19 protein-coding genes are annotated in these 23,977 nt (G+C 64.6%); 8 read left to right on the top strand and 11 right to left on the bottom strand.

Annotated elements, in window-relative coordinates; translation table 11 throughout:
* Positions 1 to 66: 66 nt before the first annotated feature.
* Complete coding sequence (locus CK226_RS16315) at positions 67 to 2,124, top strand: ABC transporter ATP-binding protein/permease (RefSeq protein WP_095792430.1); 2,058 nt, start codon at positions 67 to 69, stop codon at positions 2,122 to 2,124.
* A gap of 117 nt (positions 2,125 to 2,241) precedes the next feature.
* Here the strand turns inward: CK226_RS16315 and CK226_RS16310 are convergent, their stop codons facing one another.
* The 5 genes from CK226_RS16310 to CK226_RS16290 all read right to left on the bottom strand — a co-directional run bounded on the left by CK226_RS16310 (position 2,242) and on the right by CK226_RS16290 (position 12,003).
* Positions 2,242 to 3,756: a malonyl-CoA synthase gene (locus CK226_RS16310; RefSeq protein WP_095792429.1), complete on the bottom strand. Its 1,515-nt coding sequence runs from the start codon at positions 3,754 to 3,756 to the stop codon at positions 2,242 to 2,244.
* Positions 3,757 to 3,935: 179 nt separating this feature from the next.
* A complete protein-coding gene (locus CK226_RS16305; RefSeq protein ID WP_095773348.1) occupies positions 3,936 to 4,679 on the bottom strand; it encodes a GntR family transcriptional regulator in 744 nt (247 codons plus the stop codon).
* A 352-nt stretch (positions 4,680 to 5,031) separates the two neighbouring features.
* Entirely contained in the window at positions 5,032 to 5,709 is a 678-nt protein-coding gene (gene rpe, locus CK226_RS16300) for a ribulose-phosphate 3-epimerase (protein WP_095773449.1), read from the bottom strand.
* Positions 5,710 to 5,897: 188 nt separating this feature from the next.
* Positions 5,898 to 9,755, bottom strand: coding sequence for a hypothetical protein (locus tag CK226_RS16295; RefSeq protein ID WP_095792428.1), 3,858 nt, complete (start codon positions 9,753 to 9,755; stop codon positions 5,898 to 5,900).
* Between the two features lie 10 nt (positions 9,756 to 9,765).
* On the bottom strand, positions 9,766 to 12,003 hold the full coding sequence (locus tag CK226_RS16290) for a hypothetical protein (protein WP_095792427.1): 2,238 nt from the start codon (positions 12,001 to 12,003) through the stop codon (positions 9,766 to 9,768).
* A 212-nt stretch (positions 12,004 to 12,215) separates the two neighbouring features.
* Between CK226_RS16290 and dnaK the strand changes: the two genes are divergently transcribed.
* The 6 genes from dnaK (at position 12,216) to CK226_RS16260 (ending at position 18,021) form a co-directional block, all read left to right on the top strand.
* Positions 12,216 to 14,132, top strand: coding sequence for a molecular chaperone DnaK (gene dnaK, locus CK226_RS16285; protein WP_010912682.1), 1,917 nt, complete (start codon positions 12,216 to 12,218; stop codon positions 14,130 to 14,132).
* A gap of 223 nt (positions 14,133 to 14,355) precedes the next feature.
* Entirely contained in the window at positions 14,356 to 15,486 is a 1,131-nt protein-coding gene (dnaJ, locus tag CK226_RS16280; protein WP_095773351.1) for a molecular chaperone DnaJ, read from the top strand.
* A gap of 151 nt (positions 15,487 to 15,637) precedes the next feature.
* Positions 15,638 to 16,243: a phospholipid N-methyltransferase PmtA gene (gene pmtA / locus CK226_RS16275; RefSeq protein ID WP_095773352.1), complete on the top strand. Its 606-nt coding sequence runs from the start codon at positions 15,638 to 15,640 to the stop codon at positions 16,241 to 16,243.
* A 153-nt stretch (positions 16,244 to 16,396) separates the two neighbouring features.
* Entirely contained in the window at positions 16,397 to 16,993 is a 597-nt protein-coding gene (locus CK226_RS16270) for an NADPH-dependent FMN reductase (protein WP_095792426.1), read from the top strand.
* Positions 16,994 to 17,004: 11 nt separating this feature from the next.
* Entirely contained in the window at positions 17,005 to 17,718 is a 714-nt protein-coding gene (pyrF, locus tag CK226_RS16265) for an orotidine-5'-phosphate decarboxylase (RefSeq protein ID WP_179295957.1), read from the top strand.
* 15 nt (positions 17,719 to 17,733) lie between these two features.
* Positions 17,734 to 18,021 carry a DUF1330 domain-containing protein gene (locus CK226_RS16260; RefSeq protein WP_095792425.1) on the top strand — a complete coding sequence of 96 codons (288 nt, stop codon included), beginning with the start codon at positions 17,734 to 17,736 and terminating at the stop codon, positions 18,019 to 18,021.
* 22 nt (positions 18,022 to 18,043) lie between these two features.
* On the opposite strand, the gene CK226_RS16255 is transcribed toward CK226_RS16260, so the two are convergent.
* A complete protein-coding gene (locus CK226_RS16255) occupies positions 18,044 to 18,790 on the bottom strand; it encodes a GntR family transcriptional regulator (RefSeq protein ID WP_095792424.1) in 747 nt (248 codons plus the stop codon).
* Between the two features lie 82 nt (positions 18,791 to 18,872).
* Between CK226_RS16255 and CK226_RS16250 the strand changes: the two genes are divergently transcribed.
* Complete coding sequence (locus CK226_RS16250) at positions 18,873 to 19,409, top strand: autotransporter (protein ID WP_095792423.1); 537 nt, start codon at positions 18,873 to 18,875, stop codon at positions 19,407 to 19,409.
* Between the two features lie 7 nt (positions 19,410 to 19,416).
* Here CK226_RS16250 and CK226_RS16245 read toward each other — a convergent pair whose 3' ends face one another.
* From CK226_RS16245 to CK226_RS16225, 5 genes are all read right to left on the bottom strand, one after another.
* Positions 19,417 to 20,490: a D-alanine:D-lactate ligase-like protein gene (locus tag CK226_RS16245; RefSeq protein WP_095792422.1), complete on the bottom strand. Its 1,074-nt coding sequence runs from the start codon at positions 20,488 to 20,490 to the stop codon at positions 19,417 to 19,419.
* Positions 20,491 to 20,647: 157 nt separating this feature from the next.
* Positions 20,648 to 21,523, bottom strand: a complete 876-nt coding sequence (locus tag CK226_RS16240) for an SMP-30/gluconolactonase/LRE family protein (protein ID WP_095792421.1) — start codon at positions 21,521 to 21,523, stop codon at positions 20,648 to 20,650.
* Entirely contained in the window at positions 21,520 to 22,158 is a 639-nt protein-coding gene (locus CK226_RS16235; protein WP_095792420.1) for a 2-dehydro-3-deoxy-6-phosphogalactonate aldolase, read from the bottom strand. The genes CK226_RS16240 and CK226_RS16235 overlap by 4 nt, the downstream gene beginning before the upstream one ends.
* Positions 22,155 to 23,114 (bottom strand): 2-dehydro-3-deoxygalactonokinase, encoded by a 960-nt coding sequence (locus tag CK226_RS16230; protein WP_179301063.1) that lies wholly within the window; start codon positions 23,112 to 23,114, stop codon positions 22,155 to 22,157. The genes CK226_RS16235 and CK226_RS16230 overlap by 4 nt, the downstream gene beginning before the upstream one ends.
* Positions 23,111 to 23,878 carry an SDR family oxidoreductase gene (locus CK226_RS16225; RefSeq protein WP_095773452.1) on the bottom strand — a complete coding sequence of 256 codons (768 nt, stop codon included), beginning with the start codon at positions 23,876 to 23,878 and terminating at the stop codon, positions 23,111 to 23,113. Before CK226_RS16225 ends, CK226_RS16230 begins: the two co-directional genes overlap by 4 nt.
* Between the last annotated feature and the right edge of the window lie 99 nt (positions 23,879 to 23,977).

Genomic DNA, 23,977 nt, shown 5'->3' with positions numbered 1-23,977 from the left:
TCAGGAATTTGTCATCTCAAGCGGCCATCATGAAACCTTTTGATTTCGAGCTCGTTGTCGGGGCGTATGTCCGAGGCGAAACCCAGATCCAGACCGGCCGACGGCATCAAACCGCGCGGCGCCCCCAAGCCGCGACGGCAGCGTGACGATCGCTCGCGCGCCGAGGAGCCGCGCGAAAAGAAGCCACGCAACAAGAGGATGTCGACCGTCGAAGCGGCCGCGTCCGGGACTGGCGGCGAAGCTCCGCCGCCGGAAGCCGTCGAACCCGATCCCGAACTGACGCCCAAGCAGGCAGAGGAGGCGCGCAAGAAGTACCTGCTGAAGCGATTCTGGATCAGCGGACGCGGCTATTGGGGACGGCACGGCGACAAGCTCGGCTGGCCGTTGACGGTCGGACTGCTGGTCCTGATCGTCGTCAATCTCGGCTTCCAGTACGGGATCAACGTCTGGAACCGCTCGATCTTCGACGCCATCGAGAAGCGCGACGCCCACACCGTCTATTTCCTGAGCGCGGTGTTCGTGCCTGTCGTGCTTGGCAGCATCAGCCTTGTCGTCGCGCAGGTCTATCTGCGCATGACCATGCAGCGCCGCTGGCGCTCCTGGCTGACCGCCTCGGTGATAGCGCGTTGGCTCGCCAACGGCCGCTATTACCAGCTGAATCTCGTGCAGGGCGACCACCAGAACCCCGAGGCCCGCCTCTCGGAAGATCTGCGCGTCGCCACCGAGGCGCCGGTCGATTTCGTCGCCGGCGTGATCGTTGCCACCCTGTCGGCGTCGACCTTCATCGTGGTGCTGTGGACGATTGGCGGGGCCTTGAGCTTCACCCTGGGAGGCTCGACCTTCACCGTGCCCGGCTTCCTCGTCGTCACGGCGGTGATCTATGCCGCGATCACCTCCACCTCGATGTTCGTCATCGGCCGCGATTTCGTGCGGCTGTCCGAAGAGAAGAACCAGACGGAAGCCGAATTCCGCTACGTGCTGACGCGCGTGCGCGAAAACGGCGAGAGCATCGCCTTGCTCGGCGGCGAGGAGGAGGAACGCAGCGGCATCGACAGGACCTTCGGCGGCGTGCTGAAGCGATGGGCGCAACTGACCGGCCAGCATATGCGCACGGCCCTGGTCTCGCAGGGCTCGAGCCTATTCGCACCCGTCGTGCCGGTCTTGCTCTGTGCTCCAAAGTTCCTTGAAGGCTCGATGTCGCTCGGCCAGGTCATGCAGGCGGCCTCCGCCTTCGCCATCGTGCAGGGCGCTTTCGGCTGGCTGGTCGACAATTATCCGCGCCTCGCCGACTGGAACGCCTCCGCGCGCCGCATCGCCTCGCTGATGATGTCGCTCGACGGGCTGGAGCGCGCCGAGCAGAGCGACGAGCTCGGGCGCATCCAGCACGGCGAGACCAAGGGCGATACGATGCTTTCCCTCAACGAGCTCTGCGTGACGCTCGACGACGGCACGTCTGTGGTCAAGGAGACGGAGGTCGCCGTCGAATCGGGCGAACGGGTGCTGGTTTCAGGCGAATCCGGCTCGGGCAAGTCAACGCTGGTGCGGGCGCTCGCCGGTCTGTGGCCGTGGGGAAGCGGCAGCGTCGATTTCCATCCCGACAAGCGGTTGTTCATGCTGCCGCAGCGGCCCTACGTCCCTTCGGGCACACTGCGCCGGGTGGTCGCCTACCCAGCGGCCCCCAACAAGTGGAAGCTCGACCAGATCAAGGCCGCCCTCGACAAGGTCGGCCTCGGCTACCTCGCCGACCGGATCAAGGAGGAAGCGCCCTGGGACCAGACGCTGTCGGGCGGCGAAAAACAGCGTGTCGCCTTCGCGCGCCTTTTGCTGCATCGCCCCGACATCGTCGTGCTGGACGAGGCGACGTCGGCGCTGGACGAAAAGAGCCAGGACCAGATGATGCAAACGGTGATCCGCGAACTGCCAGAGGTGACCATCGTCAGCGTGGCGCATCGCGCCGAACTGGAAGCGTTCCACACCCGCAAGATCACGCTGGAGCGGCGTAAGGGCGGCGCGAAACTGGTCGGGGATATCGACCTCGTGCCGCGCAACCGCAAACGCGGCCTATTTCAGCGCGCCTTGTGGGGCTCCGGCACGAGGACCGAAAAGCCGCGTAAGACGAAGTAACGGGGCCCCCCACTACCTAGAGCAATTCCAGGAAAAGTGTGAGCGGTTTTCCGTCCGGAATTGCGTCAAAACAAAGAGTTAGAGCGGTTCGCCGTTTCCATGAAACGGTGAAACGCTCTAGGACGTGTAGAGATCCTTGTAGGCGTCGCGCAGAAGATTCTTCTGGACCTTGCCCATCGTGTTGCGCGGCAATTCGTCGACGAAGATCACCTGCTTCGGGTGCTTGTACCTGGCCAGGCGCTCGGCGATGGCGCCGAGGATTTCGGCTCCGCTGATCGCCGCCCCCGGCGCCCGCACGACGACCGCGGTGACGCCTTCGCCGAAATCCGGATGGGCGACGCCGATGACGGCGCTCTCGCTCACGCCGTCAAGCGCGTCGATCTCGCTTTCCAGTTCCTTCGGATAGATGTTGAAGCCGCCCGAAATGATCAGGTCCTTGCCACGGCCGACGATATGGACATAGCCGTCGGTGTCGATCATGCCGAGATCGCCGGTGATGAAGAAACCGTCGGCGCGGAATTCCGCCTTGGTCTTTTCCGGCATGCGCCAGTAGCCGCCAAAAACGTTCGGACCCTTGACCTCGATCATGCCGACCTCGCCTTGGGCCAGCGGCTTGCCGCTGTCCGGGTCGGCGATGCGCAGCGACACGCCAGGCAAGGGGAAGCCGACCGTGCCGGCGCGCCGTTCGCCCTCATAGGGGTTCGAGGTGTTCATGTTGGTCTCGGTCATGCCGTAGCGTTCGAGGATGGCGTGGCCGGTGCGTTCGCGCCAGGCCTTGTGCGTGTCGGCCAGCAGCGGCGCCGAACCGGATACGAACAGCCGGATGGTCTTCGTCGCCTGTCGGTCCAGTCCATCCTGCTGCAGCAGCCGCACATAGAAGGTCGGCACGCCCATCAGCGCGGTGGCGCGCGACAGTAGCGCGACGATGCGGGCCGGATCGAATTTCTGTTCGAACAGCATCGAGGCGCCCGCCATCAGGACGACATTGGTGGCGACGAACAGGCCATGGGTGTGGAAGATCGGCAAAGCGTGGATCAGCACATCGCCCGACGTGAAGCGCCATTGCTCGACCAGCACCCGCGCATTCGAGGCCAGGTTTTCGTGGCTGAGCATGGCGCCTTTCGAGCGGCCTGTCGTTCCCGACGTGTAGAGGATTGCCGCGAGATCATCCGGCCCGCGCACCACATCGTGAAAATCCGACGGCAGATGCGAGGCCTGGTCCGCCAGCGATCCCCGGCCATAGCGGTCGAGCGTGACGACGACGGCGCCGGATGGCTCGACCATGCGGCCGATATCGGCCGCCTTTGCCGGATCGCAGACGATGACGCGCGGCGCTGCATCCGAGAAGAAATAGTCGAGCTCGGTCAGCGTGTAGGCGGTGTTGAGCGGCAGGAAGACGGCGCCGGCGCGCACGCAGGCGAGATAGAGCAGCAGCGCTTCCGGGCTCTTCTCGACCTGCACGGCGACCCGGTCGCCGGGCTCGACATCCAACTGCAGGAGCGCATGCGCGAGCTGCGCCGACCGCGCCAGCATGTCGCCATAGCCGAGCGCGCGCCCGTCATCGGTTTCCATCAACAGATGCCCGGGCGCCGGCATCCGGGACCGGAACGCGTCGAACAGATGATTGCTCATGAAGTCTTCCTGCGGTGACGGCAATGGCGACGCCGGCAGTGCCTCTGGGGCGACATGAGTCGGCGGCGAAGAGTTCGCGTTTCCCGGCCATGCCGTCAAGGCCGCAAACGGCGGTCCAGCACGTCACGTCCGCCGAAAGGTGGCTAAGGATCGCGACAAGGCGCCAAGGGAAAAGATCGTTACGGCCGGGCGCGTGCGGCCGAGGCGGCGACCTTTGAGACTTCGCCTTGCTTGAAACGCTCCATGCATATGGAAGCGGTCAGCTGGTAGTGCTCGATCAAGGCCTTGACCGCGCCGTCGGCATTGCCGTCCAGTGCGCATTCGGCGATCAGCCGGTGTTCGGCGAAATCGTCGCGCGGGATGCTTTCGCCGTCATTGGCCATTTGCCGGTAGCGGTAGGCGTGATCGGAAAGCTGATCGCAGAAACCCACCAGCCAGTGCGACCGGCAGGCCGAAATCAGCACCCGATGGAAGGTGCGGTGCAGTTTCTCCCAATCGGAATCGAGCGACGTGGCATTTTGCAGCGAAAGACGTGAGGCGCGGCCCAGGCGATGCAGCGCCAGCACCAGCTGTTCCTCCCATTCGGCGGTGCGATGGTCGATGGATTCGCGCAGCGCCCGCTCCTCGAGCCAGCAGCGGGTGCGCGTCAGCTCCTCGAGCTCCGCCGCACTGACCGGCATGATGAAAAAGCCACGCTGGTCGTGGCGACCAAGAAGTCCTTCGGAGGCAAGACGATTGAGAGCTTCGCGAACCGGGGAAGCGCCGGCGCCATATTTGGAAACAACCCACTCGACCCGCAGCTTGCTTTCGGTTTCAAGAGCGCCGCTGAGCAGATCCTCCCGCAGTTGATGATAGACGGTGCTGGCAAGCGTGCTCTTGGATCCTGTGCCGTCGTCGTTCAGATTGGCAGCTCCGTACGTCAAAGCGACTCCTCGTCCCAATTTCTGGCCTGGGCAATTCGAGTCCGAAAAACGTCCCTCTCCGTACATGTATTATACAGCCTCTGCCGTCGGGCGCTCAAGCAGAAGATCGCGTTATTGTACTTTAGCACAAAGAAATATACCCCAAACCGCTGGCGGGTCGGGCAAACTCGCTCATCTCCACAACCAGCGGAAACTTAACGTGTTTCGTATGCACGCAGAATCATCTGTTCTTCGTGTGCTCGTGCGAGCGTCTTTTCTGCCGCGCGCAAAGATGCCGGATCGGGCGGCCGAATCAGCCTTGTCCGGGCTCGACACTCGGCGCATGGATGCACAAGGCGGCCCGCACGAATCCTTAGCCGGCGGCCTTGTCGGCCGCTGTCCTGATCGCCTCGATGTTGGCGCGGTAGGCTTCGATGCTGCCGCCCTTGAAGATGGCCGCGCCCGCCACCAGCACATCGGCGCCGGCTGCCGTGACCAGGGGGGCTGTTTCGGGCGAAACGCCGCCGTCGATCTCGATGCGGATCGGCCGGTCGCCGATCAGCGCCTTGACCCTTCTCACCTTGTCAACGATCCCCGGGATGAAGGCCTGGCCGCCAAAACCCGGATTGACGGTCATGATCAGGATCAGGTCGAGCCGGTCGAGCACATATTCGATCATCGTTTCCGGCGTCGCCGGATTGAGCGATACACCGGCCTTCTTGCCGAGATTCCTGATGGTCTGCAACGAGCGGTCGAGATGCGGCCCGGCCTCGGCATGCACGGTCATGCCGTCACAGCCGGCTTCGGCGAAAGCGGCGAGGTAGGGATCGGCCGGCGCAATCATCAGATGGCAGTCGAAGAAGGCCTTGGTGCGGTTGCGGATCGCCTTGATGACGGGCGGGCCGAAGGTGATGTTGGGGACGAAATGGCCATCCATGACATCGAGATGGATCCAGTCGGCGCCTGCCGCCGCGACGGCTTCGACCTCGTCGCCGAGCCTCGAAAAGTCCGAAGCCAGCACCGACGGTGCGATCAAGGTCTTTCTGCTCATCCTGCGGCCTTTCCAAGCGTCCTTTTTCATCGGGCTCTGAACCGACTGCCTAATGCGCTCCAGATGACTTGTCGAGGGCGCAGGTACGGGCGCCGCCTGCAGCGTATGGCGCGGCAGGATTGCCAAGGATCAAAAAAGAACCCGCCGGATCGCTCCGGCGGGTTTCTGGTCTGGTGTCGAGCAGCTGGTTACTGCTGCTGGAGCTTCAGGATTCTGTTTGGATCCTGCTGCTGGTCGACCTGCGGCTGACGCCGTGGCAGCACTTGCTGCAGCAGCAATCCCGGGTTGATCTCCAGCGATGGTTGTCCCCGGATCGGCCGGCAGTTCGGATACCGTCCAATCGTGCCTTCCGGGCAGCGCCGCTTGAAGATCGGCTGGCACTGGCCATTGATCATCTGCGTGCCCGGCGCGCACTCCGTCTGCTGCCTGGGCCTGCGGCATGCGCCGTCGATCACCTCGGTGCCGCGCGGACAGACACACTCGCCGCGCTTGTTGTGGACCTGGCCGCGTATGTCGCATTGCTCCAGTTGCGGCTGCTTGCGCCGGCACGCGCCGTCGATCACCTCGGTCCCACGCGGGCAGACGCAATCGCCATTGGCATCGTGCACCTGGCCGCGGATAGCGCACTGCTCGGGCTTCGGCCGGACCGGCCGGCAGGCCCCATTGCGCACCTCGGTGCCCTGTGGACAGACGCAATCGCCATCGCCATTGCGGATCTGTCCGGGGATGCGGCACTGCTCAGGCTTCGGCCGCACCGGACGGCAGGCGCCGTTGCGCACCTCGGTCCCTTGCGGGCAGACGCAGTCGCCATCGCCATTGCGGATCTGGCCGGGGATGCGGCACTCCTCAGGCTTTGGCCGCACCGGGCGGCAGGCGCCGTTGCGCACCTCGGTCCCTTGCGGGCAGACGCAATCGCCATCGGCATTGTGGATCTGGCCGCGGATGGTGCACTGTTCGGGCCTGTCGGTCCTGACGCACGTGCCGTTCTCCAGCGCCGTGCCGCGCGGGCAGATGCAGTGCCCGTCCTCGGTGCGGATCTGGCCTTCGAGCAGCACGCAGCGCTTCGGCGGTGGCGTCGGCAGAATGTTGGTGCCGCCGCCGGTGCACTGGCCGTTGCGGAAGGTGGTGCCTTCCGGGCAGACGCAGCGGCCGGCATCGTTCATGACGAAGCCCGGCGAGCATTCCTTCTTCACCTCATGGGTGATGTTGAAGGGATGGCACGCATAGGCCTTGCCGCGATCGCCCTGCACATTGGCCGCATCCTTGGACAGCACATCGCCGCCGCCCTGCACCCGTGTATCGGGAGACAGGACGCCAACGCAGTTCTGGCCATTGACGTTGCCCTGCAAATTGGCCAGACGCCCGTCGTCGGGAATGACCACGGTGACGTGATGCGACTGGCTCTCGCCGGCGCCGAGCGTCAAGTTGGCAATACAGGACAGAGGCAGGGTCGCCGGTTCGGGCGAGCAGCCGAAGGGCGGGTCGATCGAGGTGATCGCAACGCCGTCCAGCCGGCCGAGACCCTCCACGCCGATCGCATCGCCGATGCGAACCGGACCGGAGAAGGGACTCGTCCCGTCATTGGTGATGGTGATGTCGAACGAGCAGGGCTGGCCGAGCCGGCATTCGCGGTCGCCGGTCTTCTCGACACGGATGGTCGAGGAGCCGCCACCCTTGGCGCAGGCCTGGCCGATCGGATAGACGATGTCGTCGCCAGGCGCCGGACCATAGGAGCCGCGCGCGCAGTTCTCGAACTCGCCATTGGCCGAGACGGTGACGTCGAAGTGCCTGCTGGTTCCGGGCGTCATGACGGCGCCGGGAATCTGGCACGACAGCGTGTTGGCCGGAAGCGGTCCGCACGCCCATTCCGCGCCGTCGGGGGTGACGGTCTGGATCTGGACCGGCGCCCCGCCCGACACCAGCGCGGCAGCATCGTTGACCCGCACAGGACCGGTGGGGGCGGCCGTGCCGGCGTTGGAGACGGTGATGCGGCAAGAAACGACCGCGGCACCGGCCAGCGAGCCGTTGCACACCTTGGTGATGCGCAGGCCAGGCTTGCCGCCATTGGGACGACGGATGCGTTCCTTGGCGCAAGCCTTGTTGTTGGTGAGGTCGACCTCACCGGGAATGGCCTTCACCGCGGCGCAGTTCTCGACCGTATCCGACTGGTAGCCGGCCGGCATGACCGCCTTGACGAAGATCGGCGTCGAGGCGCCCGCGGGCAGCGAGAGGCCGGCATTGTCGCAGCGGAACTGGCCGGGGCCGTTCGGACCGCATGTCCAGGGCGGGCTCGGCCCGAAGGTCGAGGAGCTCGGTGCGCCGCCAGGATAGTTGTCGATCACCGTCAGCGGCCCGTTATAGGTCGATGTGCCATTGTTGATGATGTCGATCACGAAGGTGCAGACGCCGTCCGGCGTGCAGATTTCGGTACGGGCCCGCTTCTTCAGGATCAGGTCGACCTTCTTCTCGACCGGCGGCTGGCAGTCGCGGTCACGATCGCCACGGCGGCAGATCGGGATCGAGGCGCAGCCACGGTCGTTCGACTGGCTGCCGAACAACGGCTTGCCGCTGGCGGCATAGTTGTAGGTCGCGCAGTTGCGCAGTGCACTGCCTTGCCAGCCCCCGGCCGGCTTGAAGCCGAGCTTGAGGTCGACAAAGGCCCCCGGGTTGAGCGTGGTCACCGGATAGGTGCACGTCATCGGGGTGGTGCCGGGCACGCAGACCCAGGGCGGATTGGGCCCCGAACTCAGCGTCGAGCCGGCCGGCAGCGTCACCTCGTCGAGCACGATCTTGCCGTTGTAGGGTGCGGTGCCGACATTGGTGACCCGGATGGTGAAGTCACAGCCGCCGGCCATCGTGCAACGTGGCACGTCGGCGCGTTTCTCGACCTTGAGGTCCGGCTGCTTTTCAGGCGGGCATCTGACGTCGCGCGGGATGACGATGTCGATGGTCTGCGTGCAGCACAGGCCCCAGCCTTCCTTCGGCCCGGCATAGGTCTCGATGCCGGTGACGATGAGGTGGATGACGTCGCCGGGCGATGCGCCGACGATCTTCCAGTTCAGCACGCCGCCGCCTGGAGGCACCAGCTGGGTGTCAGGGATGATGGTGATGCCGGGCGTCGTCGTCGAAACCTGCACCCACTTGCCGCCCATCTCCGGGCCGACCGGCATGTGGTAGATGAAGGCACCGCCGCCGGGCACGCAATCGACGGTGCCGCGTTCCACCTTGAAGCATTCCTTGCCGGGAGGTGGCGGCGGCGGGTTGCATTTGGTGACGTCGATCTTGATCGAGGTCTTCACACCGGTCTTATAGTCGCCGTCGTCCGGCTTGCCCGGATCCTGCGACGGGATGACGGTCGCCGGGCCGCCCCTCAGGCTCACTCTGATCTGGCCCTGGTTGTCGACCGTCGTCGGCGCAGGAAACGCCGCATGGTCTATCTTGGCGGTGATCCGGAAGGTGATGATGCGTTCGTTCACGGCGCCTGACCCGTCGAGGTCGGAGGCGGAAATCCGGAAATCGGAAACATCGGCGGTATCGTCGGGTCCGGCCGAATTGCTGATGACGGCCGCCGGCAGCGGTCCGCCAGAAGCGTCCGTGCCGTCGCCGGCGACCTGCACGTTGACGATCGACAGTCCGTGCGGCAGCTGGTCCTTGAAGTCGATCCTTGCGGCTTTCAGCAAGGCGGCGAGGCTCGGATTGTCGAAGCCTTTCGGATCGCCGCGCAGGCCGAAGCTCAGGAAATATTCGACATAGTCGCAGCTTCGCTGGCCGCCTTTCTTGGTGAAGAAGGGCACGATCCGGCCGGGCTCCGGATTGATCACCCGGGGATTGTCGAGTTCGAGCCGTGGCTCCGGACTGACGGTTTCGAGTTGACCGGCCGGAGCAAGGTCTTCAGCGAAGCCGTGCACCGGGGTGAGCATGGCGACCGCGATACCGGCCGCCATCAGCCAGCGCGCGCCGCGCCTGGCATATGACAGGGGTTTCATGATCGTCTCCATGACGGTTGAGTGGTTTTGCGCGAACGGGGAGAGTGCGAGATTGTTCATCTTCCCCTCCTCAACGTTCGCAGCTGACGGCTGGGGTGCGGAGCGGCAAGGTCATCTTGCAGCAAGGGTAGTAGCCACCCTTGTCCTTGTCGGACTTCCTGTAGAAGCAAAGTCCAACATCCACTCTGTCGCCCGGATAGTGGCCGGTGATGCCGATCGTGTAAGGCGTGCCGGGCGCATGCGACATGGGTGAGGTCACCGCGACGCCTGGCGTCCTGGACTGGGCCTTGATCGAATCGCCGCCGAAGCCGGCATGGTCATGGAGATAGAGATCGGCCTCGAGGCCCGAAGGCGTGCAGTAATACTGGACGTCCTCGACATCGAGACAGGGAGGCAGGTTGCCGGGCGGTGGGAAGTCCGGCGGGTAGAAGGGTGGCAGATAGCCGCCCGGGATTTCTTCATAATAGCCGGCGCGGCCCTCGCAGGGGTGCCAGACGGCGACGTCGCCGACATGGCCTTCCACCTCGGGATCTTCGAAATAGCCGTCGAAATCGTCGAACCAGGAACCGAAGGGCGGCACGTTGGCCGGCTTGACCAGGTCCTTGGGCGTGATCTGCACGCCATGCACGGCGAGCGGCCCGCCGGCTGAGAGCTGCTCGGCAAGCGTCGGATTGTCGCGCAATTTGTCGCCGGTGTTGACCAGCGTCTGCGTGCACACCGAGGTGTCGAGATTGCCGTCGGCGTCATAGCCATATTGCAGGTCGAGGCCGCCGGCCGACTGCCGGTTGCCTTGCGGGAAGCCGACCGCATATTCCTGCGGCACTTCCACCCAGACCGATTCCGTTGCCGGATCGTCCGGATTCTCGTGCCAGTAGCGGATGACCTCGCCTTTGCCGGAATCGGCGAACTGGCTGTAATCATAGCGGTTTTCGACCGGGCCGCGCTGGGCGAGATACATGAAGCCACTGTCGTCGAAGGCGATATCGGTGACGGCGTAGTCCTTGTCGGCCTTGACCGTCAGTTCCCAGCGCGGGTCGCCGGCAAAGCCGCCGTCGCGGGCAATGCCCACCGACCAGATTTCCGACTTTTCGCCGACCGAATAGTAGAGCCGGCCGCCATGGTAGGAGACGGCCCAGACGCGGCGCTCGTCCTGGGTGTAGCCCCAGGTCTCGGGGTCTTCCGTGTCGAAGGCGGCACCCTGAATGTCCATCACCGCGGCATCGTCGGCGACGGGAGCCAGGCCATGCGCCGGGCGCCCGGCGACGCCATGATCGAACGTGTCGATCAATCTGCCGGTGGCGTCGATGCGATGGATCAGGCCGGTGTCGAGATCCGAGGCGAAGAACTGGCGGTGGTTGGGATCGAAGGTGAGATTGCCGATGCCGGGACCGCTGTCGGTGTCGATGTCGGCGAATTTGGCGACCTGGCCGGTGATGCCGTCGATCTTCCAGATGGTGCCCGGGCCGCCGCCGTTTTCGGTGCCGAACTGGCCATCCATGAAAGTGGCGCCTGCCGTGCCGCGGCGCTGCCGCTCCGGCCTGCCGTCACTGTCGGCGTCCGGCGTGACGATGCGGATGCCGTGCAGCGAGGTTGCGGCGGCGTAAAGATTGGGAACGCCCGACGGAACCCCGTCGCGCACGCCGTCATCATAGGTGAGGCCGAAAACCTGGCCGATCTGGCCGGCCGTCACCTCGAAGGGCGGCGGCGTGAAGACGAGCTGGCCCGAGGCCGGCCCGCCGAGATGCGAAACGTCGAAAACGCGCAAGGTGGCGCGCGTGGTGTCGATGAAGGTTTCGTCGACCGGATCGACGCCGGGCGGCAGGCCTTCGTCGAAGTTCGGAATGACGGTGCCGGAAAATCCGGTGACCGCCATCGAGCCGGGATAGATGATCTGGGTGTCCTGCGCCCGGGCGACGCCGCCAAGCCAAAGGCCGGCGGTCAGGGCAATCGCAAGAAGTCCGCCGGTTGCCTTGATCAGGCGGTGCAAACGGCTGGCGCGATAAGACACGAACGGGCCGTGATCGCAAGACATGGAACTCCCCCCGAAGTCTGCGGGAGGAGCCTCCGGCTGTGCCGCGCGAACCAGGGCAAGGCGCGGCGGTCCGGCTCGTTCTTCCCTGCTCGAATTGTCTGCTTTCCTCATTGTCACGATACGCCTGCTCTTACGCAGGGTCAACGGAATCAGCAGGAAGCCCAGCGCATCGACCCCGTCCCGAAGGCGGTGGTCGCGCCGAGTTCCTGTTGTTCCCGGAGACCTGGGAGTCTCTGGGTTGCTGGTCATGGGGGCTTCCTTTCCGGGCCGCACCATGCGGCACCTTGACCTCTGTCGCGGACGGAGGTGGAAAGGTTCATGGAAGCCTTGCGCAGAATGCTTGCGCCCGCTGTCGCGTGTTCTTATATACGCGCCAAGCCGTCCGACGCCGGAACTCCGGTGGCCGGACGGGATTTCTTGTGAACAGGGGCTTTCGTCGGAACGCCTTCACGGGTCCTGAAAGCCTGCTTAGCGGAGAGACTAGAAAAATGGCAAAAGTAATCGGTATCGATCTCGGAACCACCAATTCCTGCATCGCCATCATGGATGGCAAGGAGCCCAAGGTTATCGAGAATGCGGAAGGCGCGCGCACGACGCCTTCCATCGTCGCCATCTCGGGCGACGGCGAACGTCTGGTCGGCCAGCCGGCCAAGCGCCAGGCGGTCACCAATCCTGAAAACACCATCTTCGCGGTCAAGCGCCTGATCGGCCGCCGCTATGACGATCCGGTGACGGAAAAGGACAAGAAGCTTGTCCCCTACAAGATCGTCAAGGGCGACAATGGTGATGCCTGGGTCGAAGCCGGCGGCAAGAAGCAGTCGCCCAGCCAGATCTCGGCCATGATCCTGCAGAAGATGAAGGAAACGGCGGAAGCCTATCTCGGCGAGAAGGTCGAGAAGGCGGTCATTACCGTTCCGGCCTATTTCAACGACGCCCAGCGCCAGGCCACCAAGGACGCCGGCAAGATCGCCGGCCTCGAAGTGCTGCGCATCATCAACGAGCCGACGGCCGCCGCGCTCGCCTACGGCCTCGACAAGAAGGATGGCAAGACCATTGCCGTCTATGACCTTGGCGGCGGCACGTTCGACATTTCGGTGCTCGAAATCGGCGACGGCGTGTTCGAGGTGAAGTCGACCAATGGCGACACCTTCCTCGGCGGCGAGGATTTCGACATGCGCCTGGTCGAGTATCTGGCGGCCGAGTTCAAGAAGGAACAGGGCATCGACCTGAAGAACGACAAGCTCGCCTTGCAGCGCCTCAAGGAGGCGGCTGAAAAGGCCAAGATCGAGCTGTCGTCCACCACGCAGACCGAAATCAACCTGCCCTTCATCACCGCCGACGCGACCGGGCCCAAGCACCTGACGCTGAAGCTGACGCGCGCCAAGTTCGAAAGCCTGGTCGAGGATCTCGTCCAGCGCACCATCGACCCGTGCAAGGCAGCACTCAAGGATGCCGGCCTGAAGGCTGGCGAGATCGACGAAGTGGTCCTGGTCGGCGGCATGACCCGCATGCCCAAGATCCAGGAGATCGTGAAGCAGTTCTTCGGCAAGGAGCCGCACAAGGGCGTCAACCCGGATGAGGTCGTTGCTCTCGGCGCCGCCATCCAGGCCGGCGTGCTGCAGGGCGACGTCAAGGACGTGCTGTTGCTCGACGTGACGCCGCTGTCGCTCGGCATCGAGACGCTGGGCGGCGTGTTCACCCGGCTGATCGAGCGCAACACGACGATCCCGACCAAGAAGAGCCAGGTGTTCTCGACCGCTGAAGATTCGCAGTCGGCCGTGACCATCCGCGTCTTCCAGGGCGAGCGTGAAATGGCCGCCGACAACAAGGCGCTCGGCCAGTTCGACCTGGTCGGCATTCCGCCGGCGCCGCGCGGCGTGCCGCAGATCGAGGTCACCTTCGACATCGACGCCAACGGCATCGTCAACGTTTCGGCCAAGGACAAGGGCACCGGCAAGGAGCACCAGATCCGCATCCAGGCCTCGGGTGGCCTTTCGGACGCCGACATCGAGAAGATGGTGAAGGACGCCGAAGCCAATGCCGAGACCGACAAGAAGCGGCGCGCCGTGGTCGAGGCCCGTAACCAGGCCGAGGCGCTGGTGCATTCGTCCGAGAAGTCGCTGAAGGAATATGGCGACAAGGTCTCGGAAGCCGAGCGCACGGCGATTTCCGATGCCATCGCGGCACTGAAGACCGCCGCCGAGGGCGACGACGCGGCCGACATCGAGGCCAAGAGCCAGGCGCTCGCCGAAGCTTCGATGAAGCTCGGCCAGGCCATGTACGAGGCCTCGCAGAAGGAAGCGGCGGAAGCCGACGCCAAGGCGGATGCCGCCAAGGACTCCGACGTGGTCGATGCCGATTTCGAGGAAATCGACGAGGACGACGACAAGAAGAAGTCGGCCTGAGCCGCTTGACGGCAAGATAAAGCGGAAAGCCCGGCGTAAAGCCGGGCTTTTTTGCAACCCTCGCTGAAAAAAGTGCGGGGCCTGCCGAAAAAATCACTGAAAACCACGGACAAGTTCGCGCCGGCCCTAGCATCGGGGCAGCACCGCTCCTAAATCGAGGCGACGTGCCGGCAAACGACGCAACAATGCATCAAGACGTTGAGCATCCGGACAGCGGGAAAAAATGAAAGCTGATTTCTACGAAACGCTGGGCGTACAAAAGGGCGCCGACGAGAAGGAGCTCAAGAGCGCTTTCCGCAAGCTCGCCATGCAGTTCCATCCTGACCGCAACCCCGGCGATCACTCCTGCGAGCACAAGTTCAAGGAAATCAACGAAGCCTACGAGACGCTGAAGGACCCGCAGAAACGCGCGGCCTATGACCGTTTCGGCCACGCCGCCTTCGAACAGGGCGGCATGAATGGCGGGGCGCAAGGCTTTGGCGCCGGCGGTTTCGCCGACATCTTCGAGGATATTTTCGGCGACATGATGGGTGGGCGCCAGCGCCGCTCGTCGGGCGGCCGCGAGCGCGGCGCCGACCTGCGCTACAACATGGAAATCTCGCTGGAAGAGGCTTTCGCGGGAAAGACCGCGCAGATCCGGGTGCCGGCCTCGATCTCGTGCTCGGAATGCTCCGGCAGCGGCGCCAAGCCCGGCACCCAGCCGGTGACCTGCTCGATGTGCCATGGCCATGGCAAGGTGCGGGCGACGCAAGGCTTCTTCTCGATCGAGCGCACCTGCCCGCAATGCCAGGGCCGCGGCCAGACGATCAAGGATCCGTGCCCGAAATGCGCCGGCCAGGGCCGCGTCACCGAGGAGCGTTCGCTGTCGGTCAACATTCCGGCCGGCATCGAGGACGGCACCCGCATCCGCCTTGCCAATGAGGGCGAGGCCGGCCTGCGCGGCGGGCCCTCGGGCGATCTCTATATTTTCCTGGCGGTGAAGCCGCACGAATTCTTCCAGCGCGATGGTGCCGATCTCTATTGCAAGGTGCCGATCTCGATGACGACGGCGGCCCTTGGCGGCTCCTTCGAGGTGACGACGCTGGACGGCACCCAGACCAAGGTGAAAGTGCCCGAAGGCACGCAGAATGGCCGCCAGTTCCGCCTCAAGGGCAAGGGCATGCCGGTGCTGCGCCAGCCCAATATCGGCGACCTCTATATCCAGACCGCTGTCGAGACGCCGCAGAACCTGTCGCGCCGCCAGCGCGAGTTGCTGGAGGAGTTCGAGCAGCTGTCCTCGCAGGACAATTCGCCCCAATCGAGCGGGTTTTTCGCCCGCATGAAGGATTTCTTCGAGTCCTTCAGCGAACGTTGATGGTGCAAGAACGGCGCGGGAATCGATGAAACGCGCCGTGTTTTGAGACGCGACGAAATCTATCTTATCCACGACATGCGTCTCGCAACGCCTTGCCTTGCGTCAACCAGGTGTTAAGTAGCTTTGCGGGGGAGCCTTGAGGAGAGCTTGCATGACACGTGGTCACGGACTGCGGAAGGCGCTTGCCGAGAAGTTCGACGACGAACTCAAATTCTTCAAGGGCTGGATCGACAAGCCGAAGACGGTCGGTTCGATCGTGCCGACCAGTTCGATCACCGCGCGCAAGATGGCCTCGATCGTCAATCCCAGGTCCGGCCTGCCGGTGCTTGAGGTCGGTCCCGGCACCGGTGTCATCACCCGTGCCATCCTCGCCCAGGGCGTGCGGCCCGAAAACCTCTATGCCGTCGAATACAGCGCGGATTTCGTGCGCCATCTGCGCCAGCTCTATCCCGGCGTCAACGTCATCGAGGGCGACGCCTTCAACCTCAACGCCACGCTTGGCGAGAGGAGCGGGATGATTTTCGATTCCGTCGTGTCCGGCGTGCCGCTGCTCAATTTCCCGGTCGCCCAGCGCATCGCCTATATAGAGAGCCTGCTCGACCGCATTCCGGCGGGCCGTCCGATCGTGCAGCTGACCTATGGCCCGATGTCGCCAATCCCGGCCGGTCGCGGCGACTATACGGTCAAGCATTTCGATTTCATCTTCCGCAACATCCCGCCGACGCAGCTGTGGATCTACCGCCGCGAAGCGCATTAAGTGAGAGGGGAGTAAGGGAGTAGGAAATGACGATTCAATTTCCGGACTGTTCCCTGCTGACCTACTGCCTTACCGCCTTACTCCCCTATTCACCGACCCAGCCGTTGATTTGAGCTGCCTCTGGCTGTACCTGTCCGGGAACAAGGGTGGCCAATGGCAGTGATCCCGAAAATCCTCGTCTTCGCCGGCTCGGTGCGCAGCGGCGCCTATAGCGGCAGGACCGCCGATGTGGCGCAGAAGGAACTTGCGGTGCAAGGCGCCGAGGTGACCCGCATTTCGCTCGCCGATTATCCCTTGCCGATCCTCGACGAGGATCTCGAGAAGGAAAAAGGCGTTCCCGAAAACGCCGCCAGACTCGGCCGTCTGATATCAGCCCATGACGGATTGCTGATCGCCACGCCCGAATATAACGGCTCGATCCCGCCGCTGCTCAAGAACACGATCGACTGGGTGAGCCGGGTGCGCCGCGATGGCGGCCGATCGGTCAGGCCGCTTGCCGGCAAGGTCGCCGGGCTGTGCTCGTCCTCCAACGGCCGTTTTGCCGGCATACGCTGCATCAACCATCTGCGCGCCGTGCTGGTACGCTGCCAGATGGAGGTGGTGACACCGGAATGCTCGGTGCCGGATGGCGGCGACGCCTTCGACGAAGGCGGCAATTTCCGTGACGAAAGACTGTACAAATCGATGGAGCATTTATGCCGCACGCTGATCGAAACCTCGCGCATGCTGTCGACCCGGGTCGAGGCGTGACCGCCACGACCATGCAGGCCAAATCCATCCGGGCCCAGTCCATCCAGGAAAGACTGATCGTCGGCCTCGACGTGCCGACCGTGCGGGAAGCCGAGCAGGCGGTGCGCGAACTCGACGGCGTCGTCTCCTTCTACAAGATCGGCTATCAGCTGGCCTTCGCCGGCGGGCTCGACTTCGCCAGGGAACTGGCGAGCGGCGGAACCAAGATCTTCCTCGACATGAAGCTGCTCGACATCGACCATACGGTGGCCAAGGGCGTCGAGAACATCGTCAAGATGGGCATGACCATGCTGACCATCCATGCCTATCCCAAGGCGATGCATGCAGCGGTGGAAGCGGCCAGGGGCAGCGACCTTTGCCTGCTCGCCGTCAGCGTGCTGACCTCGATGGACGAGCAGGACATGATCGATGTCGGCTACGAATATGACCCGCACACGCTGGTGCTGAGGCGCTCGGAACAGGCGCTGCATGCCGGCATGGGCGGCATCGTCTGCTCGGCGGCGGAGGCAGAAGCGGTGCGCCGCATCGTCGGCCCCGACATGGCGGTGGTGACGCCCGGCATCCGGCCGGCCGGCAGCGACCATGGTGACCAGAAACGCGTGGTGACGCCGGCGCAAGCAGTCCGCAACGGCGCCAGCCATCTTGTGGTGGGCCGCCCGATCGTCGCGGCAAACGACCGCCGCGCGGCAGCGCAGGCGATCCTCGACGAAATGCGCTCTGCGTAGACAAGGGAGAGAACAATGCCGAAGGGATACTGGATCGCCCGCGTCGATGTACGCGATGCCGAAGGCTACAAGGCCTATATCGCCGCTTCGAAGCTCGCCTTCGACCGTTTTGGCGCAAAATTCCTGGCGCGCGGCGGAGCCCATGAGCTGGCCGAAGGGCCTGGCCGCGCCCGCAACGTGATCATCGAATTCGAATCGCTTGCGATCGCGCATGACTGCTACCACTCGCCGGAATATCAGCGAGCGGTGGCCATTCGCCAGAAGGTCGCCAACGGTGAGATCGTGCTGGTCGAAGGGGCCTGAAGCCTATCGCGGCCCACAGGCTTCAGACGAAGTCCTGAAGGTTCACGTCCCGCAGCTTGGCTCCGCCAAGCAGCGCCCCCACCAGCTGGTGCTTGAGGGCAAGGCACTGCGAGCGGGCGAGTTTCACGATGCCGGGAACGTCGCTCTTTTCGCAGGCCTGCAGCAATTGCCTCTGCTGTTCGATGATCAGCGGCATGAAATCGCGCGACTTGAAGCCGAGATGGAGCGCCCGTTCCGACTGGTCGAGGATCTGGCTGAGGAGCTGTACCAGCCGCAAATTCTCGGAAAGCTCGACGATCGCCAGGCGGAAGGCACGGTCGGCCGCGAGGAACGCAACGGGGCTGCGCAGCGTCTCCGGCTTCAGCACCTTTCTCGCCGCCAGCCTGATCTCGTCCAGCCCGCGCTCGGTAATGCCGGTGGTGGCAACCCGGAACACTTCCGGCTCGACCAGGCCGCGCACGTCGAAGATCTCGTTGACATCGCGCAGGGTCAGCGTGGTGATGACATAGCCGCGACGCGGCTCGCTCCTGACCAGCCCTTCCTGCATGAGTCGGGCAAGTGCGGAGCGGATCGTCGCCTTCTTGATGCCGTAGCGCGCCTCGATCTGTTTTTCGGTCAAGGCTTCACCGGGCGACAGGACGCAGGCGACGATGTCGCTCTTCAGCTGTTCGTAGGCCTGTTCGCTGCGCAGCACATCGGCCGTCGACAGCGCCGGCGTCCCGTCCGGGGACGCGGCCGATTTCGATGGCGTGATTTTGGTCGGCCCCATGCTTCTCTCGCTTCGCGTCGGCCTTGACGCGCATTGGCCATCTTAGTTATGCTCACTGAGCATCTCAGTCAGGAGCTGTGGCATGCCGCTATTGGCCGACTCCCCTCTCTACCCCGCGATCAGGGATATCGTCAACGCGGCGGCTGGCGCCAATCCCTTCGAGGACGTCAAGGCCGTGCTAAGCGACTATACCAACCGCTTCCATGCGCGCGGCGGACTGGCTCACGAGGAGGAGGACGACGAGCTTTTGCTGCATGCCAGCCCGCAGCTGACGATCTATCACATCACGCTCTCGCCCGGGGTGCAGTATCCGCCACATAACCATCTGATGGACGCCCTGATCGGCATCTATTGGGGCGGCGAGACCAATTTCATCTACCCGCTCGCCGGCCAAAAGGTCGACGAACCGGAGCGGCAGGATTTTTCGGCGCCCGCGCTGGTGCACATGTCTTCCAGCACCATTCACTCGGTCGCCAATACCGGCAGCGCCCGGTCCGGAGCCCTGCATGTCTATCTCGGCGATCTGCCCGGCGCCGACCGCCAATTGTGGAGCCTGGCCGACAACCGGCCGGAGCCGTTCGACAACGCCAGGTACATGGCCGGCGCACGGCCGATATAGGCCGAGCCTAGCCGCCGTGGCGCTCGCCGATAAATCGGCTTGCCGCCGTCTCGGCCATGACGTCGGCAAGCTCCAGGCCCCATTGCCGGCGGCAGTAGGCACGGAAATCGAAGCAGGGAAGGCCGGGGCAGACCTCGAATTCGATCAGGTGAACCGTGTCGTCGGCCTCGACGCGCAGGTCGATGGAAAACACGTCGCGCAGGCCGAGCCCGCCGATCAGCCGCCCGGCGATCGCTCTGATCCTGGCGTCGGCGACCGGCTGGACATCGGCGACGGCGACGAGCTCTGGTTCGGCATAAAATCCTGCCGCCTTCGCCGCCTCGCCGGTTTCGCCGTAGAGCGCCATACTGTCCGCCATGGTCTGGAAATCCGCGCCGGAATCGACAAAGGCGACGCCGAGCGCCTCGACACCGGTTTGCGGCGTCAGTGCGAGAAAGCTGGCGCGCACATTGCGGCCGGCGACATAGGGCTGGACGACGACATCGTCGCGATAGGCGGCGAAGACCCGCCGGCTAAGCTCCAGCGCGTGGCCGAGATCAGCCACACGTGAATCCGGCCAGATGCCGATCTTGGCGCCAAGCCGGTTGGGCTTGACGAACCAGCCGGCGGCGGAGGCCGGCGGCTCGACCAGCCATTTGCCATCACGGGCAAGGCCAGCCTGCGGCGCCGGCAGGCCGAGCGCGCCAAGCACGGCACCGGAGCGGAACTTGTCCTGGCAGAGCGCGAACAGCGAATCATCGGCGCCGATCGTCCGCAACCCCTTGAGCCGGGCCAGTGCGGGAGCCGCGCCGCCACGGAAATAGGCGACGCCGTCGGACAATGTCCAGACCAGCGTGCTCTGCGCATCCGCACCCTCCAGCGCCTCGGCGACATCGTCGAGCGCCACCGGCGCAAAGGCGAGACCCCGCGCCTCGCAGGCGGCGGCGAGTGCGGCGAATTCGGGGGCGATGTCCGTCGACTGCGCGAGGTAGGATGAGATCTCGGTGGCGCGCTGCGATGGGAAGCCGTCGGCGATCAGACGATCGAAACAAGCCTTCTCCGGCTCGTAGACAAGGATCAGCTTCGGCTTATGCTTTGCCATGATGGGGCGGATTCCAGCGGTGCGATGGCTTAGAGCGCGTCGCGTCGAAACGACATGCATTACCATCCCACGGCGCCTGCCATCGGCTTTCGCGAAACCGACCGTGCCGGGCGCTTGCGTGACAACGCCCGCGAAAACAATTACCTGCCGCGGGTGTTCAGGCGATCAGCACGCGCGGTTCGAACCGGCCGTTGACGGGGATATCGACGAGGAAGGTCATGCCCGCCTGCGGATCGAGCTTGCGCTGCTTGTCGTCCTTGCCCTTCCAGGCCGAGGTCACCGCCAGCCGGTCGGCCTTGGCGCCGATAAAGGCCGGACAGGACGCCTGCGTCGCCGGCATGGGAATTTCGCGCAACAATGTGCCATCGGGCGAATAGGCCTTCACCGCCTTGCCGCCCCAGACGGCATTCCACAGCACACCATCGCGGTCGACGACAGAGCCGTCGACGTAGCCCTTCGACGAGCGGTGGTCGACGAACACTTTCGGTTCGCCAACCGGCAGGCCTGTCACCGGATCGCAGCCGACGCGCATCAACAGGCCGGTCGCGGTATCGGTGTAGTAGGCGATCGTTCCGTCCTCGGAAAAGCAGATCGAGTTCGACACGGTGATGTCCGAAAACAGGCGGCGCAGTTCGCCCTTAGAGAACCAGTAGATCGAGCCCGCGCCCTTGCTCTCGTCCTTGGCCATCGTGCCGACCCAGAAGGCACCGCAGGGATGGACGCGGGAATCGTTGGAGCGGGTGAGCGGGTTATCGGCCTCGATCGGCGTGTGCAGCGTCATCGTGCCGGTCGCGACATCGCGGACAAAAAGCCCGGTCTCGGTGGCGATCAGCTGGCGCTGCTCGTCGATGATGGCAATGGCGCTGGCCATCTGGCCAAGCTCGTGGATCTTCAGGGCGCCCGTGAGCGGCTTTTCCAGAAGCTGGCCGTTGACGATGTCGAACCAGAACAGCGCATCGGTAGCGGGATCGTAGCTCGGGCCTTCGCCGAGCTGGCAGATGTGATCGGAAAAAATCGAAACCGCGCTCATCATGCTTCTCCGAACACCGCATCCCAGGCCGCAACGGCGGCGTGCGCACGGGCGGCGACGTCGTCGACGCTCATGCCCGGTTTGAACAGGCTGGAGCCCAGGCCGAAGACCGAGACGCCCACCGCCTTGTAGCCGGCAAAGTCCTTCTCCGAAACGCCGCCGACGGCGCCGACCAGGGTCTGCGCCGGCAGCACCGCCCGGATGGCGGAAATGCCTGATGCGCCGAGCGCGCTCGCCGGAAAGAATTTCAGGGCCGAAGCGCCCAGCCGGATCGCCTGAAAAGCTTCCGTCGGCGTGAACACGCCGGGCATGGTCACCATGCCGTAGTGCATGGCGCGCGCCATCACCTCGGCATCGATGTTGGGGCTGACCAGCAGCCGCCCGCCGGCCTGGTGCAGGCCGTCGACATCGGCCGCCGTCAGCACCGTGCCGGCACCGACCAAGGCGGTTTTCGGCAGCACTTGGACAATCCTGGCGATCGACGAGAATGGCTGGGGCGAGTTGAGCGGCACTTCGATCGCCTCGATGCCGGCGTCGAACAGCGCCTGCCCCATGGCAATCGCCTCCGTGGGTTTCAGGCCGCGCAGGATGGCGACCAGCCCGCGCTTGAGTCTTGGAAAGGCTGCGGTCTCGGTCATGCCAAGGCTCCGGTTCTGGCGATCATGCCGTTTTCGCGCGCGGCTTCGATGAGGCCGGCGCGCACCGCTTCATCGGCGTCGACGGTGCGGACGGCAAGCCCCGCAAAGCCGAGTGCGGCCTGGTAGAGCACAGCGAGCGCGCCCGAGGCAATCAGCACGACGGGCGCATCGCCGGCGCCATAGCGGCGCTTCGCCGAGGCGATCTCGCCGCCGATCAGAAGCCCGGACAGACAGGAAGCCGCATCTTCCGACTTCAGGTCCTGCAGGAGCCCGGCGGCGCGGATGGCAAACAGCTTCGAGGTGACGTCACCGCCCTCGCCGAGCGCGCGTTCGCACCACTGCCGGAAGAACGGATTGCCCGCAGCGACGGGAGCCGGATGCTCGCCCAGCGAATGTTTGAGGATGGAATGCGCTGAAAGCACCGAGAACAACTCGCCGGTCGGCCATGTGCCGAAGCCGGCAACCGCGCCGTCCTCGACCAGCACCCATTTCGAATGGGTGCCAGGCATGCAGGCGAGATGCCGCCCCTTCGGCGGCAAACCGGCGCCGGCAAGCTGTGTTTCCTCACCGCGCATGACATCGGGCGCATCGGCCAGGCGCTGGGCAAGGCCCGGCACGATGCGGATGTCGCGTTTCTGATCAGCCACGCGGGCGGCACCGCCGAGGATGGCGCCGATCGGCGCCGGCACGCTCACATAGGGCGCCTCGATCCAGCCCTGACGGGAGCCGGCCATGCCGCAGATGATGACGGGCAGTGTTTCCGGCGCGCCCAGGGCGGCCAGATGGCCTTCCAGAACGTTCGAAAAACCTTTTTCGCGCGCGGTGATCAGGCCGTCATCGCCGCGGCGCTCGGCAAGCACCTTGCCGCTGCCGTCGATCAGCCATGCGCGAAGCCGGGTCGTGCCCCAATCAAGCGCGGCTACCGCCGGCATATCGCCGGCAAATTCCGGGCTCACAGAAAACCTCCGTCGACGATCAGCATCTGCGCGGTCAGCATGCGCGAGGCATCCGAGGCCAGGAACAGCACCGTGCCGACCATGTCGTCCGGGCGCATGACCTCCTTGATGCACTGCTTGGCGACATGGGCTGCAAGCGCCCCTTCGGTCACCCAGCGTTCCTGCTGCCGCTCGGTGATCACCCAGCCGGGCGCGACGGCGTTGACGCGGATACGGTCGGGCCCGAGCTTGCCGGCCAGCCCTTTGGTGAGGCCGAGGATGCCCGCCTTGGCGGCGGTGTAGGCCGGCATGTCGGGATGGTTGATGAGGTAGGATGTCGAGGTGAAGTTGATGATCGAGCCGCCCCCGGCCCGCTTCATGCCCGGCGCCACCGCCTGCGCGGTGAAGAAATGTGGTCTGAGGTTGATCGCCTGGTTGTTGTCCCAGAACTCCACCGTCACGTCCTCGACGGCGTGGCGCTCGTCCCAGGCGGCATTGTTGATCAGCACGGTGACATCGCCATGCGCCTGTGCCGCCTTGGCCGCCGAGGCGCGCAGCGCCTCGATGTCGCGCAGATCGGTCTTGAGATAGAGCGGCCGCCGGCCGAATTCCTTCTCGATGCGGTCGGCAAGCAGCGTGCTCGGACCCTCGGCGATGTCGATGAAGGCGACATTGGCGCCCTGGCGCACGAAACCCTCGGTCAGCGCCGCGCCGATCCCGGAACCGCCGCCGGTGATCAGCACCGAGGCGCCCTTGAGGTCGGCAAAATCCGCCGATGGCATCATCTTTCTTGTCTCCCAGCGCATGACCCCGAAAATCGGATCGATTTTCGGATAGGGATCATGCGCAAACATAAGTTGCAACAGCGTCCTTTGCGCGTCCCA

The sequence above is a fragment of the Mesorhizobium sp. WSM4311 genome (genome assembly GCF_002295115.1).
Lineage (GTDB): Bacteria > Pseudomonadota > Alphaproteobacteria > Rhizobiales > Rhizobiaceae > Mesorhizobium.
Note: the sequence above shows the minus strand (reverse complement) of the source record. Positions and strands in the feature narration are given on the sequence as shown.

Coding starts and splice junctions, on each gene's coding strand:
- CK226_RS16315 (WP_095792430.1), top strand. CDS start 67: ATGTCCGAGGCGAAACCCAGATCCAGACCGGCCGACGGCATCAAACCG.
- CK226_RS16310 (WP_095792429.1), bottom strand. CDS start 3,756: ATGAGCAATCATCTGTTCGACGCGTTCCGGTCCCGGATGCCGGCGCCC.
- rpe (WP_095773449.1), bottom strand. CDS start 5,709: ATGAGCAGAAAGACCTTGATCGCACCGTCGGTGCTGGCTTCGGACTTT.
- CK226_RS16295 (WP_095792428.1), bottom strand. CDS start 9,755: ATGAACAATCTCGCACTCTCCCCGTTCGCGCAAAACCACTCAACCGTC.
- CK226_RS16290 (WP_095792427.1), bottom strand. CDS start 12,003: ATGGTGCGGCCCGGAAAGGAAGCCCCCATGACCAGCAACCCAGAGACT.
- dnaK (WP_010912682.1), top strand. CDS start 12,216: ATGGCAAAAGTAATCGGTATCGATCTCGGAACCACCAATTCCTGCATC.
- dnaJ (WP_095773351.1), top strand. CDS start 14,356: ATGAAAGCTGATTTCTACGAAACGCTGGGCGTACAAAAGGGCGCCGAC.
- pmtA (WP_095773352.1), top strand. CDS start 15,638: ATGACACGTGGTCACGGACTGCGGAAGGCGCTTGCCGAGAAGTTCGAC.
- CK226_RS16270 (WP_095792426.1), top strand. CDS start 16,397: ATGGCAGTGATCCCGAAAATCCTCGTCTTCGCCGGCTCGGTGCGCAGC.
- pyrF (WP_179295957.1), top strand. CDS start 17,005: ATGCAGGCCAAATCCATCCGGGCCCAGTCCATCCAGGAAAGACTGATC.
- CK226_RS16260 (WP_095792425.1), top strand. CDS start 17,734: ATGCCGAAGGGATACTGGATCGCCCGCGTCGATGTACGCGATGCCGAA.
- CK226_RS16255 (WP_095792424.1), bottom strand. CDS start 18,790: ATGGGGCCGACCAAAATCACGCCATCGAAATCGGCCGCGTCCCCGGAC.
- CK226_RS16250 (WP_095792423.1), top strand. CDS start 18,873: ATGCCGCTATTGGCCGACTCCCCTCTCTACCCCGCGATCAGGGATATC.
- CK226_RS16245 (WP_095792422.1), bottom strand. CDS start 20,490: ATGGCAAAGCATAAGCCGAAGCTGATCCTTGTCTACGAGCCGGAGAAG.
- CK226_RS16240 (WP_095792421.1), bottom strand. CDS start 21,523: ATGATGAGCGCGGTTTCGATTTTTTCCGATCACATCTGCCAGCTCGGC.
- CK226_RS16235 (WP_095792420.1), bottom strand. CDS start 22,158: ATGACCGAGACCGCAGCCTTTCCAAGACTCAAGCGCGGGCTGGTCGCC.
- CK226_RS16225 (WP_095773452.1), bottom strand. CDS start 23,878: ATGATGCCATCGGCGGATTTTGCCGACCTCAAGGGCGCCTCGGTGCTG.